The sequence below is a fragment of the Bradyrhizobium sp. HKCCYLS20291 genome, assembly GCF_051167715.1.
Taxonomy (GTDB): Bacteria; Pseudomonadota; Alphaproteobacteria; order Rhizobiales; family Xanthobacteraceae; genus Bradyrhizobium.
In genome coordinates, this window is the sequence record NZ_JBNPTO010000005.1 from 425,599 (window position 1) to 450,131 (window position 24,533).

Consider the following 24,533-nt stretch of genomic DNA (forward strand, 5'->3'; position numbering starts at 1 on the left):
GAATGAACGGATGCCTGCTTCAATTCTCGCTCTCAAACCAACGCCGCGACCAGCCAGCGCCGAAGCGGCCGTCGGGCCGGATATCGCCGAGATGTGGCGACCGATCCTGATCGGACTGTTCCTTTCCGCATCCATCGTCCTCACGATATTCATGTGGGGCAGCCTGGCGAAATTGTCCGGCGCCGTCGTTGCGCGCGGGATCGTGGTCTCGGCTGGAAGCAGCAAGAAAATTCAGCACGCCCAGGGCGGGACGATCCAACGGATCGAGGTGAGGAACGGGACTCGCGTCGTCACCGGCGATCTCCTGGTTCGGCTGGACGATACACAGCCACGCGCAACCCTCGGCATTGTCAACTCGCAATTGATCGAGCTGAACGGCCGTAAGCTCCGTCTGACCGCCGAACGCGACGGCCTCGACAATCTGTCGTTTCCGCCTGAGTTCTCCGCGGATGGACCCGCGGCGGCGAACGTTGCAAATGGTGAAACGCGCCTGTTTCAAGCCCGCCTCGCGGCCTTGCAAGGACAGCAAGCCCAGCTCCGAGAGCGGATCAAGCAGTATGACGAGGAACGCGCCGGCGTGACCAGGCAAAATGAAGCGAAAGGTCATGAGCTCGTCTTGATCCGCGAGGAACTCGATCGCGTCAACGATCTCTACGCGCGCAACCTCCTCCCGATCACGCGCGTCCTCAGTCTGCAACGAGATCAAACACGTATCGAAGGCGAAATCGGCACGCTCACCGCGCAAATCGCAAGGCTTGCTGGCCAGATGACCGAAGCGAATCTACAGATCATCGCTCTGAGCCAAAGCCGCCTGGCCGATTCGCAAAAGGAGTTGCGCGATATCGAAGGCCGCATTGCAGAGCTGATGGAGCGCAAGATCGCTGCGGAAGACCAGCTTCGGCATGTTGAACTGAGGTCGCCGATTGACGGTATCGTCAACGAAATGAGCGTCCACACCATAGGCGGGGTCGTGAATCCGGCAGAGCAGCTGATGCTGATCGTGCCGAGCGACGACACGCTCGAAGTGGAAGTCCGCATTCCCAGCTCCGACATCGAGCAACTCGAGACTGGCCAGACGAGCACGCTGCGCTTCACCGCCTTCAATCAACGGACCACCCCGGAGGTCGACGGTACGGTCACCCGCATCTCCCCCGACGCGAGTCGCGATAACGAAACCAATCAATTCTACTATACGGTTCGCATCCTACCAAACGCCGCCGATCTTGCAGCGCTCGGCAATCACAAATTGCTCCCGGGCATGCCAGTCGACGCGTTCATCCAGACTCCCTCCCGAAGCGCCCTCTCCTACCTGGTCAAGCCACTCGCAGATCAGCTTGGGCGAGCTTTTCGGGAGCGATGATTCTGCCCCCTGATCCGACGCTGATTAAAAAACGGCATATGCGGATGAAAACACGACTCGCTATACTGCTCTTCATTTATGCGGCTTGGGTCATCGGCTGCAGCAATGCCGCGGCACGGAACCCGCAGCTCGGCCCAGTCAAACGCCACCTTCTGGCGCTCTATGACGGTGGACAAGAGGGCGGCAACATCAATTTCACCAGGCTGCATCGCTTCGCAGAGCTGCCGCTCAATCACGATGGCTTCGTACTCGACTTCCGTGACGTCCGTGACAAGCTGCCTGATGCCGCCGATCTCGACCAATACCGCGCGGTCCTGACGTGGTTCGCCGGCCCGGTCCAGAATCCCGATCACTATCTGACATGGGCTGATCAGGTCGTACGAAGAGACATCCGTTTCATCATACTCGGCGACATCGGTGTTGCAGTCGGGCCCGACAATATCGCGGTCGTCAACCGACTGCTCGCGCTGGCTGGTCTGCGTCATACCGGTACATTCGTATCGCCAACTCTTGGGACCCGTATCGTCGACAAAGACCCGGAGCTCCTGGAGTTCGAATGCCATCTCGATCCAGTTCTCCCGGATTTTCCAGTGCTCGAACCAACCGGCGCAGATACACGCATCGGTCTGACGCTCCAACTGCCAGCATTTGAATCCGGCCGCACAACAGTACCCGTCGCCATCGGGGCACGCGGCGGCTATGCCGCCTTGAACTACGAGTTCTGTCATCCGACACAGCCATTTTATCACGGACGCTGGCTCATCAACCCGATGACCTTCTTTCGTGCAGCGCTCGGCTCTCACGGCGAGCCAGTCCCCGACACGACCACGGTTTCCGGCCGTCGGATCTATTTCAACCTGTTTGGCTCAGAGGGCTGGAACCGGCCGAGCACGATCGAGCACTTTCGCGATGAGGGCGCGACCGCCGCCCGCGTTGTTCTGCACGAACTCATCGGCGCCTTTGCCGACCTGCCGACGACGATCGATCTGCCCGATGACGCGTTTCCAAAGTCCGGTCGGAGCGCTGTTGAGGCGAGACGGATCGCGCAGGACATCCTTGCGACACCCAGCGTTCGAAACTCCCGGCGTCACTTCGAGGCGCCACGGTCACGATTCGACGCTGAATACCCCTCGATCTCCAACCTGTCGCCGCTGGTCAGCGCCAGCCCCCGCAGCCCGGCCCAGCGCGTTGTCAATACGGCTCTGAACGCAGGGATCATCTTTGATGCCGGAGGCGCCACGAACGAGGGGGATCTCGCCGGGCTCGAGCAGACCTTCGCCAGGACGGAAGGTCCGCCGCGGCTGACACCCTTCAATTTGAATTATCAAGCTCATGTCGGAGAACGGGCGGATCTCCTTCAAAGCGTACGCCGGATCCTGCAGATCGCAAACACGGCCGCGCTGGCTCCCATCTCCGCCGATCGTTATGCAGCCATCGTCGACGGATTTTTCAGCGCACGCATCGAGAGAGTCGGCAGCGGATCGTGGCGTATTGGCAACCGCGGTGCCCTGCAGACGATCCGCTTCGATGACGCCGACGGCATGAGCGCGTCGATCGCTAGCAGTGTCGGCGTTATTGGACAACGGCGCGTGGGACACGCGCTCTACGTCGCACTCGACGAGGACGTCGAAACGGCCGTCATCGTCATGACCTACTCGAAAGCGACGTTGCCAGGGACCTTGGCCCTGGACGATAGTCGATGGCAGATTCGACATGTAACGAGAGGTCCTTGCGCGACGCGCTTCGAGGCACAGGGTTTCGGTCCCGGCACGTTCTCCTGGTCTGGCGCGAGCGCCCGAGGCTATCTGATCAGCGTGACGCAATCTGACCACGAGCTCTGGCGCGACAACGCTGAGGCCGACGCCGCCGGGCAACTCCGCTTCGCAGTACCGACTACTGCCGTTGATCCCGTCACGATCCATATCGTCTGTCGTGGTTCCGAGAGCGATTAGCTCGCGCGGCCTCAAATGAGCGCGCCGGCTCACTGTCATGCTCGGACGCCGTGCTCGTACTGCACTGATCGACGTCAGAGTTTTTGCTTCGCCTCGATCGCCGTGAATTCGTATTGTTACGTTCGGGATGGCCATAGACGTCGCAGCTCTTCTCCAACGTCTGCCAAGCCCCCGGCATCAGATCGTTTGCGATGGTGTCGCGATCTTCAGCAGTTCGCAGGAGCATGATCATGAACAAGCACATCTTGCTACCCGAGCACAGCCCCAGCGGTCACTCCGAGCGTCTTGCAATTCCGAACGCGCCGCTCGTGAGGCAGGCCGTCATCATGGCCGGCGGCAAGGGAACCCGGCTGCATCCTTACTCTGCTCTTTTTCCGAAGCCTCTGATGCCCCTTGGCGACATGCCGATACTTGAACTGCTGCTGCGGCGAATGAAATCGGACGGCGTGGAAGAAGTGATCATCGCCGTCAACCATCTTCGACATTTGATCGAAGCCTACTTTGGCGACGGCGCGTCGATCGGGCTGAAGCTTCGCTATAGCAACGAAAGCAAGCCGCTCGGAACTGCAGGCGCGCTCGGCAATATGCTCGACCTGCTGGATGAGACCTTCTTTCTGGCCAACGGCGATCTTCTGACCACTATGGATCTCGGCAGGATGGCGTTCAACCATGTGACCGAGAAGGCAGATGCGTCGATTGGTGTCTTCGAGCGAGAGAACAAGATCGATTTCGGCCTGATCGAATTCGATAACCAGCACCGGTTGAGCGCCTATCGCGAGAAGCCGACCAGCAAGTATTTTGTCAGCATGGGCGTCTATATTCTCGATCGCGCCGCCATCCGGCCGCATGTATCGAACGTCGACTATCTCGATATGCCCACGCTGCTTCTCAAGATTCACGCTGCGAACGGCACCGTTGTATGCTTCGAAGATGATTGTGTCTGGCTCGATATCGGTCGTCCGGACGACTTTGCGTTGGCTCAGCAGATGTTCGAGCGGGATCGTGACGCCTTTCTCGGTCATGCATAGCGCGCTGCCGTCATGCATCGCGCGATTGTGACCGGCGGCTCCGGTTTCATCGGCAGACACCTCGTGCGGGCGCTTCGTCGTCGCGGCGTTGATGTCTATACGATCGGCCGCCAGCTAGGACTTGACGGCAAGCACATCGTTCTGGGTGGCGACGATTGGAATGCCGACGCGCTTGCTGGCATTCTAAGGACCGTGGATCCCGAATGCATTTTCCATCTGGCAGGTACCGCAGTTGGGCCTGGTGAGGAACTGACAAGGGTCAATCTAGGAATGACCGAGGCTCTGCTCGACGCCCTGGCGTCGGTTCACTTGCGCCCAGTGCTGGTGATTGCGGGAAGCGCAGCCGAGTATGGCTCTGCCATCCGCAATGGAGAGCCGATCGAGGAGTCGACGCCATGCGCGCCATGCTCCGACTATGGCATGAGCAAGTACGCGCAGACCCACGCCGCGTTGCGCTATGCCGACAAAACCGGAAATCCCGTTCTCGTTGCTCGCATCTTCAACGCGCTCGGGCCGGACATGCCCTCTCATCTCGCGATCGGTGACTTCGCGAAACAGCTCGCGTCCATGCCGCGAGGCGGAGGAACATTGAAGGTCGGCAATCTCGATGTGAGACGAGACATGATCGACGTCGAGCATGTGGCTACCCTGCTTTGTCGATTGGCCGATCATCCGGCCGCACGCGGCATCGTGAATGTGTGCAGCGGCCAGGCTCCCATACTGCGTGCTCTGGTCGAGATGATCATGGTCAATTTCGGCGAGCCGATCTGGGTCGAGCTCGACAGCGCCCGTCTCAGAGAGAAGGAGTTGAGGACTATCGTCGGAAGCACCAAGCTCCTCTCGGATCTCGGATGTGCGCCACCCAAGACGGATTTTCCTGCGCTGATGTCACGCATTGCCGAGGCGGCCCGGTGCCAATCACGTATCAGCCACATCCGATGATCTTACGTCTGAACAGGCGGAGATGCATCATCGGCGCGAGCTGGGTTTCGGCGACTGCAATCGGTCTGGGCTCACTTTCGAAACCGGCAGCAAGCAGGCAAGAGATGGGCCCGGTTCGATGGCTCGCGTTCTATGGGGAGATCGCCGACGACATGGCGTTTGATGGCTATCAGATCGTCATCTTGGACCGTGGGTATCGCGGCTCCATCACGAATATCGGCGCGTCCGGCGCTCGCGTCTGCAGTTATCTGAGCCTTTGCGAAATCAGGACCGGAGACCCTCTGTTTTCTGCTCTTCACGCGTCAGCGCTGCTCGAGCCGAACCCGGACTGGCCTGGAACGCGTCGGGTCGATGTCAGACATTCGTCCTGGCGCGCCTTCATTCTCGATACAGCCATCCCTTCTATCGAGGCCGCCGGCTTTGACGGTCTGATGCTCGACACCCTGGATACCGCGACATATCTCGAAGCAACCGACGCTGAGCGCTACCGGGGAATGCGGGCGGCGGCAATCGCGCTCGTCGACGCGATCCGCGACGGGCATCCGAACATGACCCTAATCATGAACCGCGGCTATGACTTGCTCGCCGACCTCGCGCCAAGGATTGACGCAGTGATCGTGGAGAGCCTGCTGACGGTGCCGGACGGACAGGGACACTTCGTACTCGCAGATCCCGACGCCGTTGCACTTGAGAGGGCGTTGCTCGCGCCAGCGGTAAGACGCCGGCCGCCGCTGCCCATTCTCAGCCTCGACTACTGGGATCCCGGCGACCGCAAGATGATCGCTGAGCTGTACCGGCGTGAACGGGCGTTCGGTCACCATCCCTATGTCGCGACCCGCCTGCTCGACAGCATCGTTCCCGAACCCCGCTGAACCCCTTCCCATACTCACCATTGCGAGTGCATTTGGCGACTGCACTGCGCTCGTTTCACTGATTTGCGTCAGAGGTCTGCATTGGCGTTCCTGGCTCGCGGCCGCTAGCTTCAAAATGGAACCCAGGCACTCCTGAGACGCGCGATGATCGCCAACACCCGCGTCCAGGCTCACCGAGGACTTGCGTGATGACGACGGATTGCGTCACGGACGGAGCTGCCTCGTCGCAAATCGTTCGGCCGATCGACGCACCAGCGGAGCCAGATTTCGCACTGCTCCAATCACTGTCGCTGGCGAACTGGCCGAAATTCACACTGGAGACCTCGGTCCTTCTCGCGGCAACTGCCATTCTGACCTTCTGGCTTCCTAACCTTTCCGGGATCCCTGGCCTGCCGCAACCGTACTGGATCCCCGTGCTGCTCATATCCAGCCAGTATGGCGTGTTCGGTGCCACGATCGCTGCCTCGGCGGCATCTCTGCTCTATCTCCTCGAGCTCCCAGCGGGATCTGCGGCACAAGACCTCTACGTCTATGCCAGCGCGGCCGCGCTTCAGCCGACACTCTGGCTCACGACCGCCCTGGTGCTCGGCGGACTGCGCAGCCTCCAGATCCATCAAGCGAGTGAGCTCGCGAACGAGCTGTCCCTGTTCGAGCAACGCGCCAACGATCTCGCCGATGGGCTCGAGAATGCTCTCAAAGAGATTACCGCTTTGGAGCGGCGCATCGCCACCGACGCTGCGACTGTCGCGACCTTCACGGAGGCTCTGTCCCGGATTGATCTGAGCAGCAGGGCGAGTGCGGCGGTCAGCCTGGGTGACCTGTTCAGGACTGCGACCGGCGCACAGGATTTCACGGTCTTTGTCCAGAGTGACGGACACCTGCGGCCGGTTCTGGCAATCGAGAACGACATGCGGCGGCCTCTAACGTCGGTAGCGCCATTAGATGGCGGCGGTGAGCCAAGCGAAGACCCAGTGGCACCGCCCATTGGGCAGCGTACGCTGGTGCTGCGCTCCAACGCGACCGATCGCCATCCCCCGATTGCTGCGATCCGTTACCTCGTTCCGCCAGACGCATCCAACGATCAACGGCTCGATCGTCGCCTGGACGATCTGAAACGCGCCTTTTCGACCATCCTGTCCAAGGTTCACGAGCAACAGGCCTAGGATTCGACAATGGGTTCTGCTCAATCCTTGAAATCACTTGCTTACGAAGCGGACCAGGGGCGCGATAGACGCGTCGTTGACGCGCCCGAGATCGATCGCGACGACCTTCTCTCGCGCCACCTTGTGAGCTTTGCGGCGGTCCTTGTTGGCTGGCAGCTCACACTCCTCACAGCCCTGCTCGCCGGCCTCATCGCATTCAGTCAATATCTCGCTAGCCACCTGCTCAGTTGCATCCTGCTCGCCGTCTCGGTGTTCAAGTGCTTCGGTCCGATCCGTCACGAGCGCTACGTCGCTCTTCAAATGATCGCCTGGTCCACGTTTGTTGGCGCCGGGGGAGCCGTGGTGGCCATCGCTCTGGCGTTGCGGTTGACCCCGCCCGTATCTCGACGAGAGTCCGCGGACCTGGCCGACGCTACGAAGGATCGCCGGGACATCACGCTAGCAGAGCGATTGCAGAGCGCGCTCCACAACCACCGTGTTCGGATCGACGGCGCCCGGAACGTCCGCCCCTTGATGGACGTCATGATCGATGGCTCCCGCTCGGACAAGCTGGAGGCACTCGCCGTCGCGTTCAGGACGTACGATGCCAGCTTGGCGCGGCTGCTCAGGCGGGCTTTGGAGGATCCTGACGCATCCGTCCGGGTGCTCGCCGCCACGGTCATCGCAAGGCTCAACGCCCTGTTCAGTCGGAGGATCGGCGAACGCCAAGCGAACAGCGCGAGCGAGACGACTGACGCCAAAGTCTTTCTGCAGCTCGCTGACGCCCGGCTGGCTTATGCGGCGAGCGGGCTGCTCGAGCCCGCGCAGGCCAGGGTCGAAGCCGACGCAGCCATGATGGCCCTTCTACGCGCCAGGGAGATCAATCCGCTGGAACCAGGCCTCGTCGAGCTGGACCGCGCGACCGTCCGATGGCGTCGCGAGCCGCCTGACAGCGATCGCACGCCCGCCACCACGACCGATTGCCGGAGCAATTAGATGTCGAACGACGCGGACATCTGCATGATTGTGGAGGGGGGTTACCCCTACGTCGTCGGCGGTGTCGCATCATGGGCCGATGCGTTCATGCGCGCCTCCTCTCAGCTCCGGTTCCACATCATTGCGATCGGCGTCTCAAGCCAAACCCGCCGCCAAAGCTACGACTTCCCGCCGAACGTGGTCGGACTCACCGACATCATTCTGGATGCCTGTCCTGCCGGACGGCTTCCATCGCGGCAGGACCACGAAGCCATCGAGCAGCTTCTTCACCTGTTGCACTCCTCAATGATCACGGGAGATGGCACCATCTTCAGGCAGCTCATCTCGCAACTTCTCGCGACCGGCTTCAGCCAAGCTGCACTCCTGGACTCGCGGGCGGGTTGGCTCGCGATCGAGGCTGCTTACGCCAAGCTCCTGCCCAGCAGCCCATTGCTGGACTTCTTCTGGTCTTGGCGCTTCCTGTTGCGTAGCGTGCTGGCCATCGCGACGACCCGATTGCCGAGCGTCGACGTCTTCCATGCCTCGGCGACGGGATTCTCGGGCCTTGTCGGCAGCTTCGCCAAGATTTCGACCGGACGCCCGCTGCTTCTGACCGAACACGGAATCTATACCAACGAACGCCGCATCGATCTCGCCGTCTCGGAATGGCTGTTCGACTCCGGCGCAAGCGGGTTCGGGATCCCCACCCACCCGACCGAGCTCCGCGCGATCTGGCTCAACGCCTTCCAATGCATTTCACGTATCAGCTACGCAACCGCCGATGTCGTGACCACACAATATCGTGCCAACCAGCTGCTCCAGAACCTCGAAGGCGCCCCCGAACCGAAGCTCCGTATCATTCCCAACGGTATCGACGCTGACGCCTTCTCGGCCCTCGCCCGTAGCACGGCCTCACGCCGCCCGACCGTGCTGATGATCGGACGCATCGTTCCGATCAAGGACATCCGTACCTTCATCATGTCGATCGCGCTCTTGAAGGACCTCGTGCCGGACGTGCTCGGCATCATCATCGGTCCCGAGGGCGAGGATCCGGCCTATGCAGCCGGATGCCGTCAGCTCGTTGAGCAGCTCGGCGTGTCGTCATCAGTCGATTTCCTGGGTCGGGTCCCGGACGTCCGGACCTATCTTCTATCGGCCGACGTGCTCGCCTTGTCGAGCATCAGCGAAGCGCAGCCGATTGCAGTCCTGGAAGCTGCGGCTACCGGACTGCCCGTGGTTTCGACCGACGTCGGATCCTGCCGCGAGATCATCGAGGGATTCGAGGATGATCCGGTCAAGGGCGCTGGTGGGCTCGTCGTCGCCCCATGCAATCCCGGCGCAATGGCTGCGGCGCTCGCAACCATCCTGAATGACGACGACCTGCGTGCTGCGATGGGTCAGGTGATGCGAAAACGTACCGCGACTTACTACCACAAAGATCGCGTCAAAGTCCTCTACGAGGAGCTCTACACCAAGCTCGTCTCCAATACGTCTGGTGCGCACGCATGATAAACAGCAACGCGACCATTTCGGACCTGACACGGCGCGGCACCCTTGCCGCCATATTCGGCGCCTATTCCTATGCAGCGATGATCGTTGCGGGGCCGTGGCTCTTTACCGTCCTCGGGCTTTCGTTCCTGAGCGCGACCGCCTGCGACGGAACATGCTTGGATTTAACGATATTCCGTTCAGTCGTCATCTACAACTCGATGTTCTCCTTGATCATAACTAGCCCCCTCGCGTTCTTCGCCGGCCGCTATACATCTCGTCAGATCTATCGAGGCTCCGAAGATCACGTCTACTATGTACTGGTGCTTTCACTCGCCATCTTTCTCGCCGTTGTCCTACTGCTGGTCGTTTCATTCTATGTTTTCGGAACCACGCTCGAGGCGATCGAGTCGTTGGCGAGCATACACACCCTCTTCCTGATCGGCTGCGCCTGGCTGCTTATTCCTTTCCTTGGCGCCATCCGCGCTCACAACCAGATCATCTTCGCCTTCGGCGCTGGCAGCCTGGCAATACTCCTGTTCAGCCATATCCCGGTTGACACCACGGTTACGTCTCTTCTGCTGTCGTTCAATGGCGGCTTTACAATCATCGATCTGATCATGATGTGTGTCATCGTCCGCAGATTCGGCTGCGCAATCGTCGTGGACCGCGACCTGATCGGCGAACTTCGCGAGGTCTGGGAACTGCCACTTGCCGGCTTCGCTTACGCGCTCGGTCTGTGGATTGACAAGATTGTCATGTGGCACCTCGCCCCCTCCGACAGTCTCGCCGTCGCCGGGCTGTTCCAGACGATGCCGAGCTACGATACTGCGATGTTCTGGTCGCAATTGTCGTCGATACCGGTCATTGCGATCTTCGTCGTCCATGTAGAAACCCGTTTTTCCGCCCGCCTGTCGGCATTCCACCGAGCAATGCAGGCGCGCGCGAGCTTGACCGATCTGAAGGACCTCGTCAGCGACGCGACGAGCCTTGTGCTCTCAAGCATTGTCGCTCTGTTTGGAACATTCACGATTGTCGCAGCCATGATGATTCTTGCATCCGTGGCATTCATGCCTCAGCTCGGCTTGCGTCCCGCTTATATGAGCATCCTGCGGATCTCTCTCTGCGCGATGGCGTTCTACTCAAGCGCAATTCTCTGCTTCAATTTCCTGCTGCTGATGGACTTGCGTCGTCCTGCCCTTCGGATCGTATTTACGTTTCTTGTTCTCAATGGCGCGCTGACACTGGCGTTTCTGCCACTCGGCCCCGCGTTCTACGGCTACGGCAGTCTCTTTGCGTCAGCCGCCAGCCTGCTCGTCGGCTTTCGTCTCCTGATGAAGGAGCTGCCCTGGATTCATTTTCACGCGTTCATCACGAACAACAGCTCGCTTTGACCTGGTCGTGGACTCGCTGATGCACTGACGTTTCGTTCATCTCAACCCTGGGAATTTTGACATGCTGACGAACAGAAGGGTCGCGGTAACCGGAGCTGCCGGCTTCATCGGAAGCCATCTCGTGGATGCGCTGATCGACGCCGGCGCGAACGTAACGGCGATTGTTCGCTATAATTCTGCGTCCTCGATCGGCAATCTTGCCTTCCTGGAGCCAGCTCACCTCGATGCAGTCAATGTCGTGAGCGGAAACGTCGAGGACAGCGACTTCGTTTACCGCGCCCTAAAAGACGCGGAGATTGTCTTCCATCTCGCCGCGCTCATCGCCATTCCGTATTCTTATGACGCGCCACGGAGCTATCTGCGTACGAATGTCGAGGGGACATTGAATGTCCTCGAAGCGGCGCGACGGTACGGCAACCTGGTTATCCACACTAGTACGTCCGAGGTCTATGGGACCGCCCTCTCCACGCCGATCAGCGAGAGCCACCCGCTGCAGGGTCAATCGCCATATTCCGCTTCCAAGATCGCGGCAGACAAGCTCGCTGAAAGTTATCATCGATCGTTCGGTACAAGCGTCGTGACCGTACGCCCTTTCAATACATTTGGGCCTCGCCAGAGTGCTCGGGCATTCATCCCGACGATCATCTCGCAAGCCATCGATTGCCGAAAAATTCGCCTAGGCTCGCTGACACCTGAGCGCGACATGACTTACGTGAGCGACACGGTTGCAGGCTTCTTGGCAGCCGCGACCACTCCCGGACTCGATGGCCAAACGATTAACCTTGGCACTGGCGCGACCCATCCGGTCGGCTGGTTCGCCGATCGCATTCTCACTTTGATGGGCGTCCAAAAGCCTATCGTAACTGACGATCAACGGCTACGCCCTGCCCGCAGCGAGGTCATGAAGTTGGTTTCGGACAACTCGCTCGCGCGACGCGCGATGGGCTGGTCGCCCACCATCTCGCTCGATACTGGCCTGAGACAGACAATCGATTTCGTGCGGCAGCATTCTGCCTGCTACCGTACCGACAGATACGTCAAATAGAACGTCTTTCGGTGTCACGACCGCGATACTGAGGGGAAGCCTCCCTATGACGACACCCTCCAGGTTTGTCATCGTGTTGGTCCTGCTCCTGGGTCTCATGTCGGCCGCGGCATTTCAACGCCAGCCGGAGCAGATATCGACGCTGGCGGCGGATGGGCGCTACCAGACGGCGATCCGCCTCCTCAACCAACAATTGGCAAAACGCCCCCACGACGCCAGCCTGCTGGCGGCGCTTGCTCGCTCCCATACCGCACTTGGCGAATATGATCAGGCCATTTCGTTGTACGACCAGTATCTCGCCGCTCGGCCGGACGACCTCGTCGCGCTGCAGAAGCAGTACAGGCTGTTGATCGAGACTGGTCTTGTCGATCGCTATTTCACGGTGTTGGCCCATGCTGTCGAGATACACCCCAGCCCTGACAAGCTCGCTCGGTTGATTGCTCTCTATCGTCTGCATGGACGGACAGCGGACGAGCTGAAGATCCTGACGACCTATGCGAAACGCGGACTTCTCCAGACCGATCAATTGGAGCGGTTGGGCGCTCTTTTGGCAAGCGAAAGCGATTGGCGCGGAGCGCAGCAATGGCTCGCTGCAGCCGAAAGCATGTCGGCATCGAGCAGCAGTACAGGACGCCTGCTTCTCCTGGAGGTTCTCCTGCAGAATGGTGAACGCGACCGCGCGCTTCGCTATGCACGCCAATGGATGGTTGCATGGCGAGATCCATTTTTGTCAGGAAAGTTGATCCTGCGGATGGCAAAGGCCGGGTTGACCGGCGCAGCCACCGAGCTGGCATCGGAGTGGGAAAACCTGATGCCGGCGACGACATTCGACTTGGCGGGTCTGTTCATCAGTCGAGGTCATTCGGAACTCGCCCGGGTCATGCTCGCACGCTGGGCCGATCGTGTGGAGCATCCAAGCCAGACGCAGCTCCATGCGTTCGTGCTTGTTTCCGCCAGGCTCGATGCATCCTCGATCGTGGTCAAGACATTCCTGCGGCTTCTGCACGATGGTTCCAATCGCGCCGCCTTGGCACGTCTTGCCGAAGACACGGCGGATACGTTTGGGACGCAGGCCGTGGCCGCCATACGCCCGTTCGTCTCGACCGAGATGCTGCTTGCCCGTCCGCTGTTTGCCGCCAAGCTGTCTCTGTCCGAGGGAAATCGTGAGACCGCGCGCCGGTTTCTGAACTTGTGCGATCCGAACGATCTGACGCCCGAAGGGCGCGAGAAGTGGCTCGGACTTCTGCAACAAATCGACACGCCAGCAGACGCGGTCGATCGGCTGCTGTCCCTCTGGCAAGTCCGACGCCTGCCAATCGACCTCGCCCCAGAACTCGCCAAGCAAGCCTTGGTCCTCGGCCGTCCCGATCTGCACGATGCGGTATGGCGATCGCTCGAACGTTGAGCTTCTCGTCTGATGCATGTCAGGGATTATCGTTGGCGTCCCCGACTGGCCGGTCGTATCAAGATGGGTCTGAGCACGTACGCAAATCGGACGCCGGCCCTGCTTCATCACATTGGTTCTGGGGAGATGTTTCAATGCGCATCAGACTCACTCAAGCCGCCGCGGTCGCAGCCATTGTGACGATCACAAGCACGCCCCTCGGGCCCGTCCGTGGCCAGGCACTCTCCGCAGCCGCCTCCGTAAGGGCCGAACCAGCGCCCGAGCCCGCCCCATCTCATGGACCAACGATCGGCGTCGACGACAAGCTCAAGATCTCGTTTTTCGAATCAGTCGAGCTCGGAAGCCGCAAGGCGGACGACCGTGCTCCGGCGATGAGCACACTACGGACCTTCTATCAGCGCATGGATTTGAGTGGAGAGTATCAGGTCGATCAAGACGGCTCCATTGCAATTCCGCTCCTTGGCAAATTCCGACTTGCCGGTCGCACACTCGACGAGGTCCGTAACGATTTGATCGCCACCTTCGCGACGGCCTTCACGGCGCGGACCGCCGACGTCAGCCTTGCCATCATCGACCGGCCACCGATCTATGTGGTCGGACCGGTCAAGGCCCCCGGCGCCTACAAGTATGTCCCCGGCATGATCGTCTTGCAGGCCGTTGCGCTCGCTGGCGGCCTCGATCGCGGCGAAACCAGCCTGTCGAGCGCCATCGACGGTGTCCGCGAGATGGAGCGGTTCCAGACGACGTCGGACCGGGTCCAACGGCTGTTCGCGCGTCGCGCCAGGCTTGAAGCGCAGCGCAATGGCCTCACATCCGTGCCTTTTCCGCTCCACCTCGCCAAGCTCGATCGAGATTCTGGGATCGCGGCCTTTCTGTCGATGGAAAACACGCTCTTGCGCGTCGAGTCTTCCAAGCGACAAGAGCGAGAGCAAGCGCTCACGGCCAAGGTGGCCGCAGCAGGTAAGGAGCTAGAGGCGCTCAAGCGTCGGCTCAGTCAAGCCGACGTACAACGCGACATGCGGGTTGACCGTCTCGATGACCTGCAAAAGCTGAAGGACCGCGGCATCGTCAACAACAACAGCGTCATTGCGCTGCGCACGGAACTCGCCGATATCGAGGCTCGCCGCGAGGAATATGTCGTTGCAGTGGTACAAGCGACGACTCGATTGGCACAGGCCGAGCAGGAAAAGGCCGCGTTTTCGGCTGATCAAGACGAGTCCCTTGCGAAAAGCATCGCGGCCGTTGATCAGGACATTGCAGAAGCGCGCGGTTCCCTCAATTCTTCTGAAGCGATCGGTATCCTCCTTGCTGCCCACCGTGGACAAGCCCCTCAGAACTATCAGATCGTGCGCCCCGGACCGGAGGGTCCCGCCACCATTCCCGCGACCGAGACTGCGGTCCTGAAGCCGGGAGATGTGCTGAAAGTCGAAGTCGGTGGATCGCAACCAAATACAGGTGCTCAACGGTTGCCCGGCGCGACCACATCATTCCGCAGCCGGGCCATACCGATCGGTCAGCAGAGCGCAAGCCGCTGACGTCGACGGAGTTCACCATTTGGCGGCGAACGGACCGGCGAGAGCTGGTGCGTTCGCGTCCAGTTCGTACGGTCAGCGATCGGCCGAGACGTTTGACGCTGCAAGGACACCCCGGAGATCACTCAGGTCGCTGCTTACAGCGTTGCGCGGCAGCCCTGGTCGCTTCTTGAGACTCTCGTGGTAGGACCGGCGCTCCCGTCCGGTCGCCAGCCGACAATCCCCCTCTCTCCGCGCAACGCGCCATTGCTCGCTGGTGTCTCAACGGGCTCAAATACTACCTTGGCGGCATGCTCCATCATTTCGCTATTTCGGGTTAATCCCTCTGCACCCAAGCAAGATGAACCGAAAGCCCTTAATCTTGTCGCGGACCAGGTTCAAACGAGAGGGGCTGCATCATGACTGTCACGCCAAATTCCCATGCGATTGGTCGACAGAGCATTCATGGCAACGGTTATCGCCCCACCTCCATCCAGATAGCGGATCTACGCCCTGCTTTCCGCACTGACGACGGCGGCGTTCCTGATCAGCTTGCAAGCTACGGTCGCACCATCACGCTTCGCCCTCAGCAACGATTCTCCCTCACTGCTGCGAATGAGATCATCGTGCTCCTGGATGGCTTTCTCGCGCTGGATGCCGCACCGACGACGAGCCGGCTGCAGATCTTGGATTTCCTCGTTGCCGGCGACGTCGTGGCAGCTCCCATCATTCGAACGGCATCAGGGCTATCGGTACGCGCGATTACGTCTGCTCGGCTCGTCTCATTCGACATCAGCCTTCTGGAAGACGGCGTTCTGCCATCGAGCTGCTGGTCGTTCCTGTTTGATCGCTGCCAGCAGCAGATCTTTCGATCGCATCTTCACCAGCTCATGACCGGGCGACTGGAGATAGAGCCACGCGTCGCCTCGTTCCTCCTGGCAATGAGTTGCATCTACAACGTCAAGCCGGTCTCCGGAGTCGTCGTCCGGCTTCCGATGTCACGCGCGGACATCGCCAACTATCTCGTGATGAATAGCGACACCCTCAGCCGCACGATGGTGAAGTTCTCGACCTTGGGCCTCATCAAGCGCGTGAGCCGCCACACCATTCTCTTGCTCGATCTCGATCGGCTCAGGACGAGATCGCCATTGGCACGGCAAATGGCGTCCGCTCCTGTGTCCCGGGGTCACGTCGGGTCGGCGGCGCGAGCGAACTTGCAGGCGATGAACGAGAACTGTCTCAAATCGGCATGAGCTCGCTTGGTTCATCGCGCAAGTCCGGCGTTCGATCACTTCGCCGTTGCATGGGAGACAAATGATGTGTGGGATCGTCGGAATCTTGGGTAATTTACCGGTTGCCGATCGACTGATCGACTGCCTGCAGCGGCTCGAGTATCGCGGTTACGATTCCGCCGGCATCGCAACGCTCGAGAGCGGCCGCCTAGTCTGCCTGCGTTCTGAAGGCAAGTTGCGGCATCTTCAAGACCGTCTCATCGACGGCCGACTGAATGGCGTCGTCGGCATTGGTCATACGCGTTGGGCGACGCATGGTCGCCCGAGCGAGGCAAATGCCCACCCACATGCAACCGATGTCGTCGCCGTGGTCCACAACGGCATTATCGAGAACTTTCAGGAACTCCGCCAGCAGCTCACGGACGTCGGCATCATCTTCAAGAGCGACACCGACACCGAGGTCGTCGCACATCTGGTCAGCCAGGAATTGCGATCCGGCCGCTCACCCATTGAAGCCGTTTCGCGCGTGTTACCCCGATTGCGCGGCGCGTTTGCACTTGTCTTCCTGTTCGACCACGAGCAGGATCTGCTGATCGGCGCGCGGCGAGGATCGCCACTCGTGGTCGGTCACGGCACTGCCGAGACCTATCTGGCGTCGGACGCGATTGCTCTGGCACCGCTGACTCAGACGATCCGCTATCTCGAGGATGGCGACCTCGTCGTTGCAAAGCATACCAGCACGATAATTCTGGATGCCACTGGCCGACTCGTGACTCGACCGATGGTCAGGTCGACAGCATCGGCCCTGCTGGTCGACAAGGGCAGCTACCGCCACTTCATGGCGAAGGAGCTCTTCGAGCAGCCGGAGGTCATTGCTCACACCCTCGAACATTATATCGACCGCGAGAGCCGTCAGATCTCGCTGCCGGTCGAACTCCCATTCGATTTTGCGGAGCTCTCAAGGCTATCGATCCTGGCTTGCGGCACGGCCTATTACGCGGCCTCGATCGCCAAGCAATGGTTTGAGACGTATGCGCGTCTGCCAGTCGACGTTGATATTGCATCGGAGTTTCGGTATCGCGCGGCGCCTTTGCGTCCAGGCGACGCCGCCCTATTCGTCTCGCAATCCGGCGAGACCGCCGATACGCTGGCCTCGCTTCACTACGCCAGAGAGCAGAGCCAGCACATCCTTTCGATTGTCAATGTCGCCACGTCATCGATCGCGCGAAACAGCGACGTCGTTCTTCCGACGCTGGCCGGTCCGGAAATCGGAGTCGCATCGACGAAAGCCTTCACTTGCCAGCTCGCCGTCCTCGCCTGCTTGGCCATTGCCGCCGGCCGGGCACGGGGCGTCCTCGCGCAGGACCGGCAACAGAGGCTCATACAAGCGCTGATCAACGTTCCCCGGCTGGTCTTTCAGGCACTTCAAGTCGAACGTGACGTCGAGTCCCTCGCACGTTCCGTCGGCGACACCCGCAACATGCTCTTTCTCGGCCGTGGGATCAGCTATCCTCTCGCTCTCGAAGGCGCCCTCAAGCTGAAGGAGCTATCCTACATTCATGCAGAAGGTTACGCTGCCGGCGAACTCAAGCACGGACCGATCGCGTTGGTGGACGACACCATGCCTGTTGTCGTCATTGCCCCATCGGACCATGTCATAAAAAAGACCGCATCAAACATGCAGGAGGTCGCAGCCCGCGGTGGACGACTGATCTTGATCACCGACCAGGAAGGCCTCCACGAAGCCTCGATCGCGCCTTGGAGACAGATTCTTCTGCCAACGCTTGATCCGTTTATCGTCCCGCTGGTCTACGTGATCCCATTGCAGCTCTTCGCCTATCATATGGCCCTCTATAGGGGGACCGACATCGACCAACCGCGGAATCTGGCTAAATCCGTTACCGTTGAGTGATCCATTCCGGGACAGACCCGGGCCCACACGCGCGCAAGTGGTGGAAGACAAAGCGCGGGGCTTTGCTCACTTTGGACGAACCAACATGATTTCACGGTCATCGACCTGCAGTACGGCCTCGCCATTGCGATGCGCATGATCGCAAGCGACGTCAGCCATGGGCGCCTCGAGCGCGATCGGTACCTCGTCGCTTGCGAAGGGCGCTCTATATCCGATCCTGCTCATAGCCCAAATTGCAGCTTGGGTACGGTTCTGTACGTCAACCTTGCGAAGGATGGATTTAACGTGAACTTTGACCGTCGCTTCGGCAATTCCCAGTTTTCGGGCGATTTGCTTGTTCGACGCGCCGTGAGCGATGCAGCGCAGGATGGCCTTTTCCTGCTCTGACAGAGGCGAACGAGGACCCTCAATAAAGGGATCTACCGGGCGATCTGCTTCACTTACGTCAGATGTAGCTGTTCCCAGGGTCTTAGAGAATGCCTCGGACCACACCTCGAGGTCATTCAGCAATTCAACTGGAAGAATAGGCTCGCCAAGCATAACAAGCTCAAGGGCTTTTATGAAGACATCCCGAGTTGGGACATTCACGAGATACGCATTCACCCCAGCACGGAAGGCCGCCAACACAAGTTCAGAACTCGAATATTCCGCGAGAAGGACGAAGCGACTCCCGGGCAAATCGCTTTTGATCGCGGCGACCTTATCGACGATTGAGCTGATATCGCTTCCGCAGTCGACGACAAACAACAGCTCGCCATACTGCGCAAGTGATGCACTTACTATCTTTCCGAGATCCGAAGCGAGCGCGACGACCCGAAATTCAGTATCGCCAAGCACTAGCAAGGTACCTTCCCTACGCAGCGCATTTGGACCAATAAGAACTGTTGCAACAAAACGACGCGGCATGTCGCAAACCCAACTCATTTTACTATTTTTCACATTTACTTTTTCCTCACTTCTAACAAAAGCCCTCAATTGTGCAATTATGTACGCCCATTATACAATGCACCATAACGTGCATCTATTGAAACATTTCGCTTTGAGCTCTGGCTGCCGCTCCTTGCTGACATTGCCGCCCCACCGCCTGACCAGCCGCCTCGTGGATACAGTTGATTGAGTCTTGGGCGTTCAATTTTGTAGTCGTTCGAAAACGTGTCCCTTTGCTCGACGCGGCCTATTCGCTCAAGACCGTCTCGAATATGGGCACCAGTCAAGCCGTTGTTGCGGGCTGGACGTCGAAGTCGCCTCTATCGCTGGTGATATACCCGCAATTCCGCATGGCGCCGTTGAACATCCCGGCAAGCCTGCTTCATTCATAAATGACATACTTAATTTCCGCACCGAGTATGGCGGCAATAATATCCATTACTGATTTACCGGGATATACATCGCTCATCGCCGCCGACAGGATGCTCCGAGCCATGGTTGATTTGATTAAAACCAGCGATGTCGTGCCTTCCAGCGGCACTGAAACATCGTCAGACCGGATGATCCAACGGATGCGTGCATTGCTCCGAGCTCGCGGTGGTCACGGTGCTGTCGATCGAAGGCGCTCGGCCGTGCTCCAACGTCTTCTACGGCGTACACAGCAGCTCGAAGCGAGCCGGAAGGAGCTACAGACTGCTAACAACACATTGAATGTACTCAACTTCGAACTCAAGTCCCAGCTGGAAACTCTTGGTCGATATCAATCGGATCTAGACAACCTGACCGCGACAACTGGCGAAGCGACACTGTTCTTAGGTCCTTTGCTGCACGTCAAGCGCGCTACACCGAGGGTTCGCAAATACTTCAATCTCTCGGATGGATATGAAGGGATCCTACTGACGGATTTGAACAGCCGGCTCAAATATCCAGATCTTGTCGCGGATGCACGCCGCGTACTCACGCACTCGATTCCGATCGAGAAGGAAGTTGAAGGAGATGATTCGAACTGGTCGCTTGTTCGTATCCATCCGTATCTGACGAGCGATCATCGGATTGACGGTATCGTCATCACGATTGTCGACGTCACACCGGCTCACAACGCTCTGCAAGCCCTGCATCAGACCGAAAGCCGCTATCGCGCACTGGTTACATCGACATCAGAGGCAACATATCGAATGAGCCCCGACTGGACCGAGATGCGTCACTTGGAAGGCGGCGGTTTCCTGCAAGACGCGCCGGGTCCGATGGCCGACTGGTTGGATATCTATATTCCAAAGTCAGATCAGCCGGCCGTCAAGGCAGCGATCCACGCGGCCACCCAGACGACTGGCACCTTTCAGCTCGAACACCGCGTCAAACGCGCAGATGGGCATCTCGGATGGATGTTTTCCAGGGCCATTCCTGTGCTTGACCGGAGCGGACACATCATTGAGTGGTTCGGTACGGGGACGGACACCACGAGCCGAAAAGACATGGAAATGTTGGCCGCCGACAGCGATGCGCGCTATCGCGCGATCGTCGAATGCGCTCCGCTGGCAATCGTCATCATCGACGACAAAGGAATCATTCAGACCGCAAATGCCACCACGGCTTCGATGTTCGGCTACGACCTGAGCGAAATGATCGGGCAGAACGTCTCGATGCTCATGCCTTCCGATCACGCAGCGCGTCATGATAGCTATCTGCAGAATTATAAGATTAGCGGCATACGCAGGATTTCTCAGGACGGTCGGGCGGTCACGGGACGCCACAAGGACGGGTCGGCCGTCGAACTGCATCTCGCGGTCGCCGAATGGGTGTCCAAGTGCGGCGATCGGTTTTTTGGGGGCCTGATCACGGATCTGACAGAGGGTAAGAGGGTCGAACGAGAACTGTCCGATGCCCGCAGCATGGCTGCGATAGGTGAGCTTTCCGGCCTGATCGCACACGACTCGAATAATCTGCTGGCAATCATTTCCGGCAATCTGGAGCTGCTTGATCAGCAGATCAGCGACGATCGGCTCCGACGACTCGTTCGCTCCGCGATGCGCGCAAGCGAGTCGAGCGCCTTGTTCAATCGAAGGTTGCTATCGATGAGCCGGCGACAAGGAAGCCAGCTTGCCGCCCTGAGAGTCAATGATCGACTGCGCGATCTGGCGTTGCTGCTCCAGGGGTCGCTGGGACCGCAGATCAGCCTCACGCTGGACCTTGCACAGGACGTATGGACGTCAATAGCCGACGTCGGTGAAATCGACAGTGCGGTACTCAATCTCGTTACCAACTCTCGTGATGCCCTTCCCAAAGGCGGCAGCATCGTCATTCGAACGCGCAACATGACCATCGAAGACACGAGTCATACGCCCCCACAAGAAGCACTGACCGGTGACTTTGTCTGCGTATCCATTATCGACGATGGAATAGGCATGCGAAAGGATATTCTGGAGCGCGCAACGGAGCCGTTCTTCACGACCAAACGCGCCGGCAAGGGAATTGGCCTCGGTCTTCACGGGGTGAAGACCTTCGCTCAATCAGCTGGCGGTTTCTTCTCCATTGAAAGCCGCGAGAATGATGGAACGACGGCGAGCTTCTATCTGCCGCGCACCAGGGAGCCGCTACCGAGCGCGCCAGATCCTGAGGATGGCGTGCTCCCCTTTGGAGAAGGGCAGCTTATTCTGGTGGTCGAAGACGAGGACCAGCTTCGGGAAATCACTTTGCAGCGAATTGAAGCGCTGGGGTATGCCGTGGAGGGAGCTCGTTCCACCGCGGAGGCAATTGAGCTGCTAAAGTCGGGCCTGAAGGCCGATTTGATCTTCAGCGACGTTCTCATGCCGGGAGACAAAGGCGGGGTAGATCTCGCCCGCTGGGCAGAAGCGGAGCGGCCCGGTTCGAAAATCATTCTCACGACGGGTTTTGCAGGCGAATCCTCCGCTGAAGCTGCCTATGCGAGATGGACCGTGCTGCACAAACCCTATAGCCGCTCGCAGCTCGCCGTGGCTCTGAGGGGCGCCTTCGAAGATCGCGGTCAGTCGTAAACACCTAGCTGCATTTGCGTCCTGAGCTCCCGGAACCGAGCTTCGGAAGTTGTCGCTTTTGCTTTACAAGTTCGTGTCAAGCAAACGGCAGCAGATGCCCGCAGTACTCGCAATCATATTTCTGTACAAATTAATTCTGGCATCGAAAGGAGCCATTTGTAACAGTTTTCAACCTGGGGGTTCATTCTCTGTAGTAAATATAAGTGTGCGTGAGGAGTACGATGCAGCAACTGTCATCCGACAAAGACGTCGCCAGACGGTCCGCCGATTCACCCTACTCTAGTCATTACGATAGCGCCCATTGGTTGCAACGTGCATACCCTACACGCGAAAAGGCTCTTTGGGCCACAGATCCTCGTCTCCATGACAGGCTCATCAAGGTCGCTGTTGAGTACGAGCGCCTTGCCCTTCGTGCCGGGTCTACGTGAGGTCTCGCTCGACCGCTGAAGTTCAGGGCGGCACGATCAATCACGTGACCACCCGCGCAAGCCGGCCGTCGTTCACATTCGATGAGGGAGCAGCCATCATGATCGACTTCGTCGTTCAAGAAAACATCGCCTTGTTCAATGACCAGCTTCTAACGGAGAAAAATCCCGCCAAACGCGACACCATCGCCAAGCTGCTTGCGCTGGAAATAGAAAAACTTCCCGACAGCATCGAGCGCGATCTCGCGCGACGCAAGCTCTCTGCCGATAGAGCGGCAAACGGCGGTGGCGCTCTCGATTGAGCGGGCATGCCGCGCCCACAGTCGCCAGCCTCCTCTCGATCTTGTGACCCGATCACCTGTCCTGGATGACCTACCATGAACGAACACGACATCCCGATAACTCCGGCTCAGGCTTACGATGGAGATTATTGGCGAGAGCGGGCACGCGAACTTCGTGCCAAGGCTGACGAGCACGACTCGCAGCGGCACTGTCTTGCGGTTGCGGCATCCGATTTTGACAAGCTCGCCATACGCGCGGATGCCATTCAGCACGAAATCGAGAAGCTGAACGGCAGCTGACTTGCCGCTATTAAGCGTTCGGCTCCGCCAGGCAGGCTGGTCCGTGACGGCTCCTACGGCCAGTTGCGCGTGCCCCGTTGCACGGCACGAATTGCAGCCCAGTCGAACCGCGGACCCGTCATGTAGACCCGTTTGTCCCAGTCGCAAAAACATTTCTCAACTCTGCAGGTTCCGGCTAGACTGCCCGGTATTCGAAAACCCCAGACCGTTTACAATTATGCACATCCTTGTTGTAGATGATGAGTCGGAGGTACGTGCCGTGCTTCGCGAAGCACTGGAACTGGACGGCTTTGTCGTTGAAGAAGCGGCCGACCTCGCTTCGGCACTGCAATGCCTCGAGGATCACGCGATCGATCTGGTTACCCTTGACCTCAGTCTAGGGCGCGAAGACGGGCTTGAGGCAGCTCGCCTGATTCGAAACAAGCGAAACATCCCGATCGTCATGGTTACCGCGCGCGATGCGCTTTGGGATCGAATTGCCGGACTTGAACATGGAGCGGACGACTATATCACGAAGCCCTTCCACATCCGCGAGGTTGTCCTACGTATCCATAATGTTCTGCGACGTTACTCTTCGATCCCATCCTCAGAGCACTCACACAAGATCGCGTTTGATGGATGCGTCATCGATCCGACCAAGCGCGAGTTGCGCTCGCTTGACGGGATCGTGGTCGGGTTGACCGATATCGAATTTCGTCTCCTTCAGTGCCTCGCCAGCAATGCCGGCCGGGTCCTGTCTCGAGATGAGATTTCCAATTCGCTGTTGGGGCACGAATGGTCTCCTCTCGACCGGACCATCGATGGCCACATTGCACGCCTTCGGCGCAAGCTCGAGACCTCGGCTGACGAGCCTCGCCTCATCAAAAGCGTACGCGGCGTCGGATATGTCTTCACCGGAGACGTCCGCCTGTTAGGTCCTTCAGGGCCGCTCTTGTCTCAATAGCTCGACATAGGTGAAGTGCAGCGTGATCGGCGATTTCGATCCGTCGAGAACGATCCGCAGACTTTTCGGATAATAGCCATGTCCGACGACATGCCCAATCCTTCCTGATAATTTCGGTCCGGCCAACGACGTGATGCCAACGCGCGAGCCGACTGACACATCGCGCTTTTCGATGACGGACTCCTCCGAGGAAGTCGCTTGCCAGAGCATCTTCACCATTAAACCACCCACTGCCAAACGGAATGATCAACTCTGGAAACCAAGCCATACACACTTGCGCACTTGCCATTCTCGAATCGCAAACAGTTTTCTGCTAAATAATGAGGGATTCTAAGATTATACTACATTTGAAGTGTGGAGTTTTGTACGAGTTTTGATGCTGACGGCC

20 protein-coding genes are annotated in these 24,533 nt (G+C 59.1%); 18 read left to right on the forward strand and 2 right to left on the reverse strand.

Translation table 11 applies throughout. The annotated features are described in order from the left end of the window. Positions 1-10: 10 nt before the first annotated feature. From ACQR07_RS14885 to glmS, 14 genes are all read left to right on the forward strand, one after another. Positions 11-1,360, forward strand: coding sequence for an HlyD family type I secretion periplasmic adaptor subunit (locus ACQR07_RS14885; RefSeq protein WP_434903016.1), 1,350 nt, complete (start codon positions 11-13; stop codon positions 1,358-1,360). Further along, positions 1,357-3,312, forward strand: a complete 1,956-nt coding sequence (locus ACQR07_RS14890) for a hypothetical protein (protein WP_434903017.1) — start codon at positions 1,357-1,359, stop codon at positions 3,310-3,312. The genes ACQR07_RS14885 and ACQR07_RS14890 overlap by 4 nt, the downstream gene beginning before the upstream one ends. A gap of 230 nt (positions 3,313-3,542) precedes the next feature. After that, on the forward strand, positions 3,543-4,340 hold the full coding sequence (locus ACQR07_RS14895) for a sugar phosphate nucleotidyltransferase (RefSeq protein ID WP_434903018.1): 798 nt from the start codon (positions 3,543-3,545) through the stop codon (positions 4,338-4,340). Positions 4,341-4,352: 12 nt separating this feature from the next. Next, complete coding sequence (locus ACQR07_RS14900; protein WP_434903019.1) at positions 4,353-5,282, forward strand: NAD-dependent epimerase/dehydratase family protein; 930 nt, start codon at positions 4,353-4,355, stop codon at positions 5,280-5,282. A 104-nt stretch (positions 5,283-5,386) separates the two neighbouring features. After that, complete coding sequence (locus ACQR07_RS14905) at positions 5,387-6,154, forward strand: endo alpha-1,4 polygalactosaminidase (RefSeq protein WP_434903020.1); 768 nt, start codon at positions 5,387-5,389, stop codon at positions 6,152-6,154. Positions 6,155-6,342: 188 nt separating this feature from the next. Beyond that, positions 6,343-7,317, forward strand: a complete 975-nt coding sequence (locus ACQR07_RS14910; RefSeq protein ID WP_434903021.1) for a hypothetical protein — start codon at positions 6,343-6,345, stop codon at positions 7,315-7,317. A 9-nt stretch (positions 7,318-7,326) separates the two neighbouring features. Beyond that, positions 7,327-8,292 carry a hypothetical protein gene (locus ACQR07_RS14915; RefSeq protein ID WP_434903022.1) on the forward strand — a complete coding sequence of 322 codons (966 nt, stop codon included), beginning with the start codon at positions 7,327-7,329 and terminating at the stop codon, positions 8,290-8,292. Continuing rightward, positions 8,293-9,780 (forward strand): GT4 family glycosyltransferase PelF, encoded by a 1,488-nt coding sequence (gene pelF, locus ACQR07_RS14920; RefSeq protein ID WP_434903023.1) that lies wholly within the window; start codon positions 8,293-8,295, stop codon positions 9,778-9,780. It begins immediately after the preceding gene. Further along, on the forward strand, positions 9,777-11,153 hold the full coding sequence (pelG, locus tag ACQR07_RS14925) for an exopolysaccharide Pel transporter PelG (protein WP_434903024.1): 1,377 nt from the start codon (positions 9,777-9,779) through the stop codon (positions 11,151-11,153). The genes pelF and pelG overlap by 4 nt, the downstream gene beginning before the upstream one ends. Before the next feature lie 61 nt (positions 11,154-11,214). After that, entirely contained in the window at positions 11,215-12,198 is a 984-nt protein-coding gene (locus ACQR07_RS14930) for an SDR family NAD(P)-dependent oxidoreductase (RefSeq protein WP_434903025.1), read from the forward strand. Positions 12,199-12,244: 46 nt separating this feature from the next. After that, positions 12,245-13,603 (forward strand): tetratricopeptide repeat protein, encoded by a 1,359-nt coding sequence (locus tag ACQR07_RS14935; RefSeq protein WP_434903026.1) that lies wholly within the window; start codon positions 12,245-12,247, stop codon positions 13,601-13,603. A 134-nt stretch (positions 13,604-13,737) separates the two neighbouring features. Then, on the forward strand, positions 13,738-15,138 hold the full coding sequence (locus ACQR07_RS14940; RefSeq protein ID WP_434903027.1) for a polysaccharide biosynthesis/export family protein: 1,401 nt from the start codon (positions 13,738-13,740) through the stop codon (positions 15,136-15,138). 395 nt (positions 15,139-15,533) lie between these two features. Next, a complete protein-coding gene (locus tag ACQR07_RS14945) occupies positions 15,534-16,367 on the forward strand; it encodes a Crp/Fnr family transcriptional regulator (protein ID WP_434903028.1) in 834 nt (277 codons plus the stop codon). A gap of 64 nt (positions 16,368-16,431) precedes the next feature. After that, positions 16,432-18,258 carry a glutamine--fructose-6-phosphate transaminase (isomerizing) gene (gene glmS, locus ACQR07_RS14950; RefSeq protein WP_434903029.1) on the forward strand — a complete coding sequence of 609 codons (1,827 nt, stop codon included), beginning with the start codon at positions 16,432-16,434 and terminating at the stop codon, positions 18,256-18,258. A gap of 66 nt (positions 18,259-18,324) precedes the next feature. On the opposite strand, the gene ACQR07_RS14955 is transcribed toward glmS, so the two are convergent. Continuing rightward, positions 18,325-19,197 (reverse strand): LuxR C-terminal-related transcriptional regulator, encoded by an 873-nt coding sequence (locus tag ACQR07_RS14955; protein ID WP_434903030.1) that lies wholly within the window; start codon positions 19,195-19,197, stop codon positions 18,325-18,327. Positions 19,198-19,679: 482 nt separating this feature from the next. On the opposite strand from ACQR07_RS14955, the gene ACQR07_RS14960 reads away from it, so the two are divergent. The 4 genes from ACQR07_RS14960 (at position 19,680) to ACQR07_RS14975 (ending at position 24,145) form a co-directional block, all read left to right on the forward strand. After that, positions 19,680-22,196: a PAS domain S-box protein gene (locus ACQR07_RS14960; protein WP_434903031.1), complete on the forward strand. Its 2,517-nt coding sequence runs from the start codon at positions 19,680-19,682 to the stop codon at positions 22,194-22,196. A gap of 526 nt (positions 22,197-22,722) precedes the next feature. Continuing rightward, positions 22,723-22,923 carry a hypothetical protein gene (locus ACQR07_RS14965; protein WP_434903032.1) on the forward strand — a complete coding sequence of 67 codons (201 nt, stop codon included), beginning with the start codon at positions 22,723-22,725 and terminating at the stop codon, positions 22,921-22,923. A 75-nt stretch (positions 22,924-22,998) separates the two neighbouring features. Beyond that, a complete protein-coding gene (locus ACQR07_RS14970) occupies positions 22,999-23,202 on the forward strand; it encodes a hypothetical protein (protein WP_434903033.1) in 204 nt (67 codons plus the stop codon). Between the two features lie 217 nt (positions 23,203-23,419). Then, on the forward strand, positions 23,420-24,145 hold the full coding sequence (locus ACQR07_RS14975) for a response regulator transcription factor (RefSeq protein ID WP_434903034.1): 726 nt from the start codon (positions 23,420-23,422) through the stop codon (positions 24,143-24,145). Here the strand turns inward: ACQR07_RS14975 and ACQR07_RS14980 are convergent. Then, complete coding sequence (locus tag ACQR07_RS14980) at positions 24,122-24,364, reverse strand: hypothetical protein (RefSeq protein WP_434903035.1); 243 nt, start codon at positions 24,362-24,364, stop codon at positions 24,122-24,124. The two genes, ACQR07_RS14975 and ACQR07_RS14980, sit on opposite strands and share 24 nt — an antisense overlap. Between the last annotated feature and the right edge of the window lie 169 nt (positions 24,365-24,533).

Bases quoted from the DNA above. Each gene is read 5' to 3' on its own strand.
- ACQR07_RS14935 (WP_434903026.1), top strand. From the start codon at position 12,245: ATGACGACACCCTCCAGGTTTGTCATCGTGTTGGTCCTGCTCCTGGGT.
- ACQR07_RS14940 (WP_434903027.1), top strand. From the start codon at position 13,738: ATGCGCATCAGACTCACTCAAGCCGCCGCGGTCGCAGCCATTGTGACG.
- ACQR07_RS14890 (WP_434903017.1), top strand. From the start codon at position 1,357: ATGATTCTGCCCCCTGATCCGACGCTGATTAAAAAACGGCATATGCGG.
- pelF (WP_434903023.1), top strand. From the start codon at position 8,293: ATGTCGAACGACGCGGACATCTGCATGATTGTGGAGGGGGGTTACCCC.
- ACQR07_RS14895 (WP_434903018.1), top strand. From the start codon at position 3,543: ATGAACAAGCACATCTTGCTACCCGAGCACAGCCCCAGCGGTCACTCC.
- ACQR07_RS14885 (WP_434903016.1), top strand. From the start codon at position 11: ATGCCTGCTTCAATTCTCGCTCTCAAACCAACGCCGCGACCAGCCAGC.
- ACQR07_RS14910 (WP_434903021.1), top strand. From the start codon at position 6,343: ATGACGACGGATTGCGTCACGGACGGAGCTGCCTCGTCGCAAATCGTT.
- ACQR07_RS14960 (WP_434903031.1), top strand. From the start codon at position 19,680: ATGGTTGATTTGATTAAAACCAGCGATGTCGTGCCTTCCAGCGGCACT.
- ACQR07_RS14975 (WP_434903034.1), top strand. From the start codon at position 23,420: ATGCACATCCTTGTTGTAGATGATGAGTCGGAGGTACGTGCCGTGCTT.
- ACQR07_RS14915 (WP_434903022.1), top strand. From the start codon at position 7,327: ATGGGTTCTGCTCAATCCTTGAAATCACTTGCTTACGAAGCGGACCAG.
- ACQR07_RS14930 (WP_434903025.1), top strand. From the start codon at position 11,215: ATGCTGACGAACAGAAGGGTCGCGGTAACCGGAGCTGCCGGCTTCATC.
- ACQR07_RS14970 (WP_434903033.1), top strand. From the start codon at position 22,999: ATGAACGAACACGACATCCCGATAACTCCGGCTCAGGCTTACGATGGA.
- ACQR07_RS14900 (WP_434903019.1), top strand. From the start codon at position 4,353: ATGCATCGCGCGATTGTGACCGGCGGCTCCGGTTTCATCGGCAGACAC.
- ACQR07_RS14980 (WP_434903035.1), bottom strand. From the start codon at position 24,364: ATGGTGAAGATGCTCTGGCAAGCGACTTCCTCGGAGGAGTCCGTCATC.
- ACQR07_RS14945 (WP_434903028.1), top strand. From the start codon at position 15,534: ATGACTGTCACGCCAAATTCCCATGCGATTGGTCGACAGAGCATTCAT.
- ACQR07_RS14965 (WP_434903032.1), top strand. From the start codon at position 22,723: ATGATCGACTTCGTCGTTCAAGAAAACATCGCCTTGTTCAATGACCAG.
- glmS (WP_434903029.1), top strand. From the start codon at position 16,432: ATGTGTGGGATCGTCGGAATCTTGGGTAATTTACCGGTTGCCGATCGA.
- pelG (WP_434903024.1), top strand. From the start codon at position 9,777: ATGATAAACAGCAACGCGACCATTTCGGACCTGACACGGCGCGGCACC.
- ACQR07_RS14905 (WP_434903020.1), top strand. From the start codon at position 5,387: ATGGGCCCGGTTCGATGGCTCGCGTTCTATGGGGAGATCGCCGACGAC.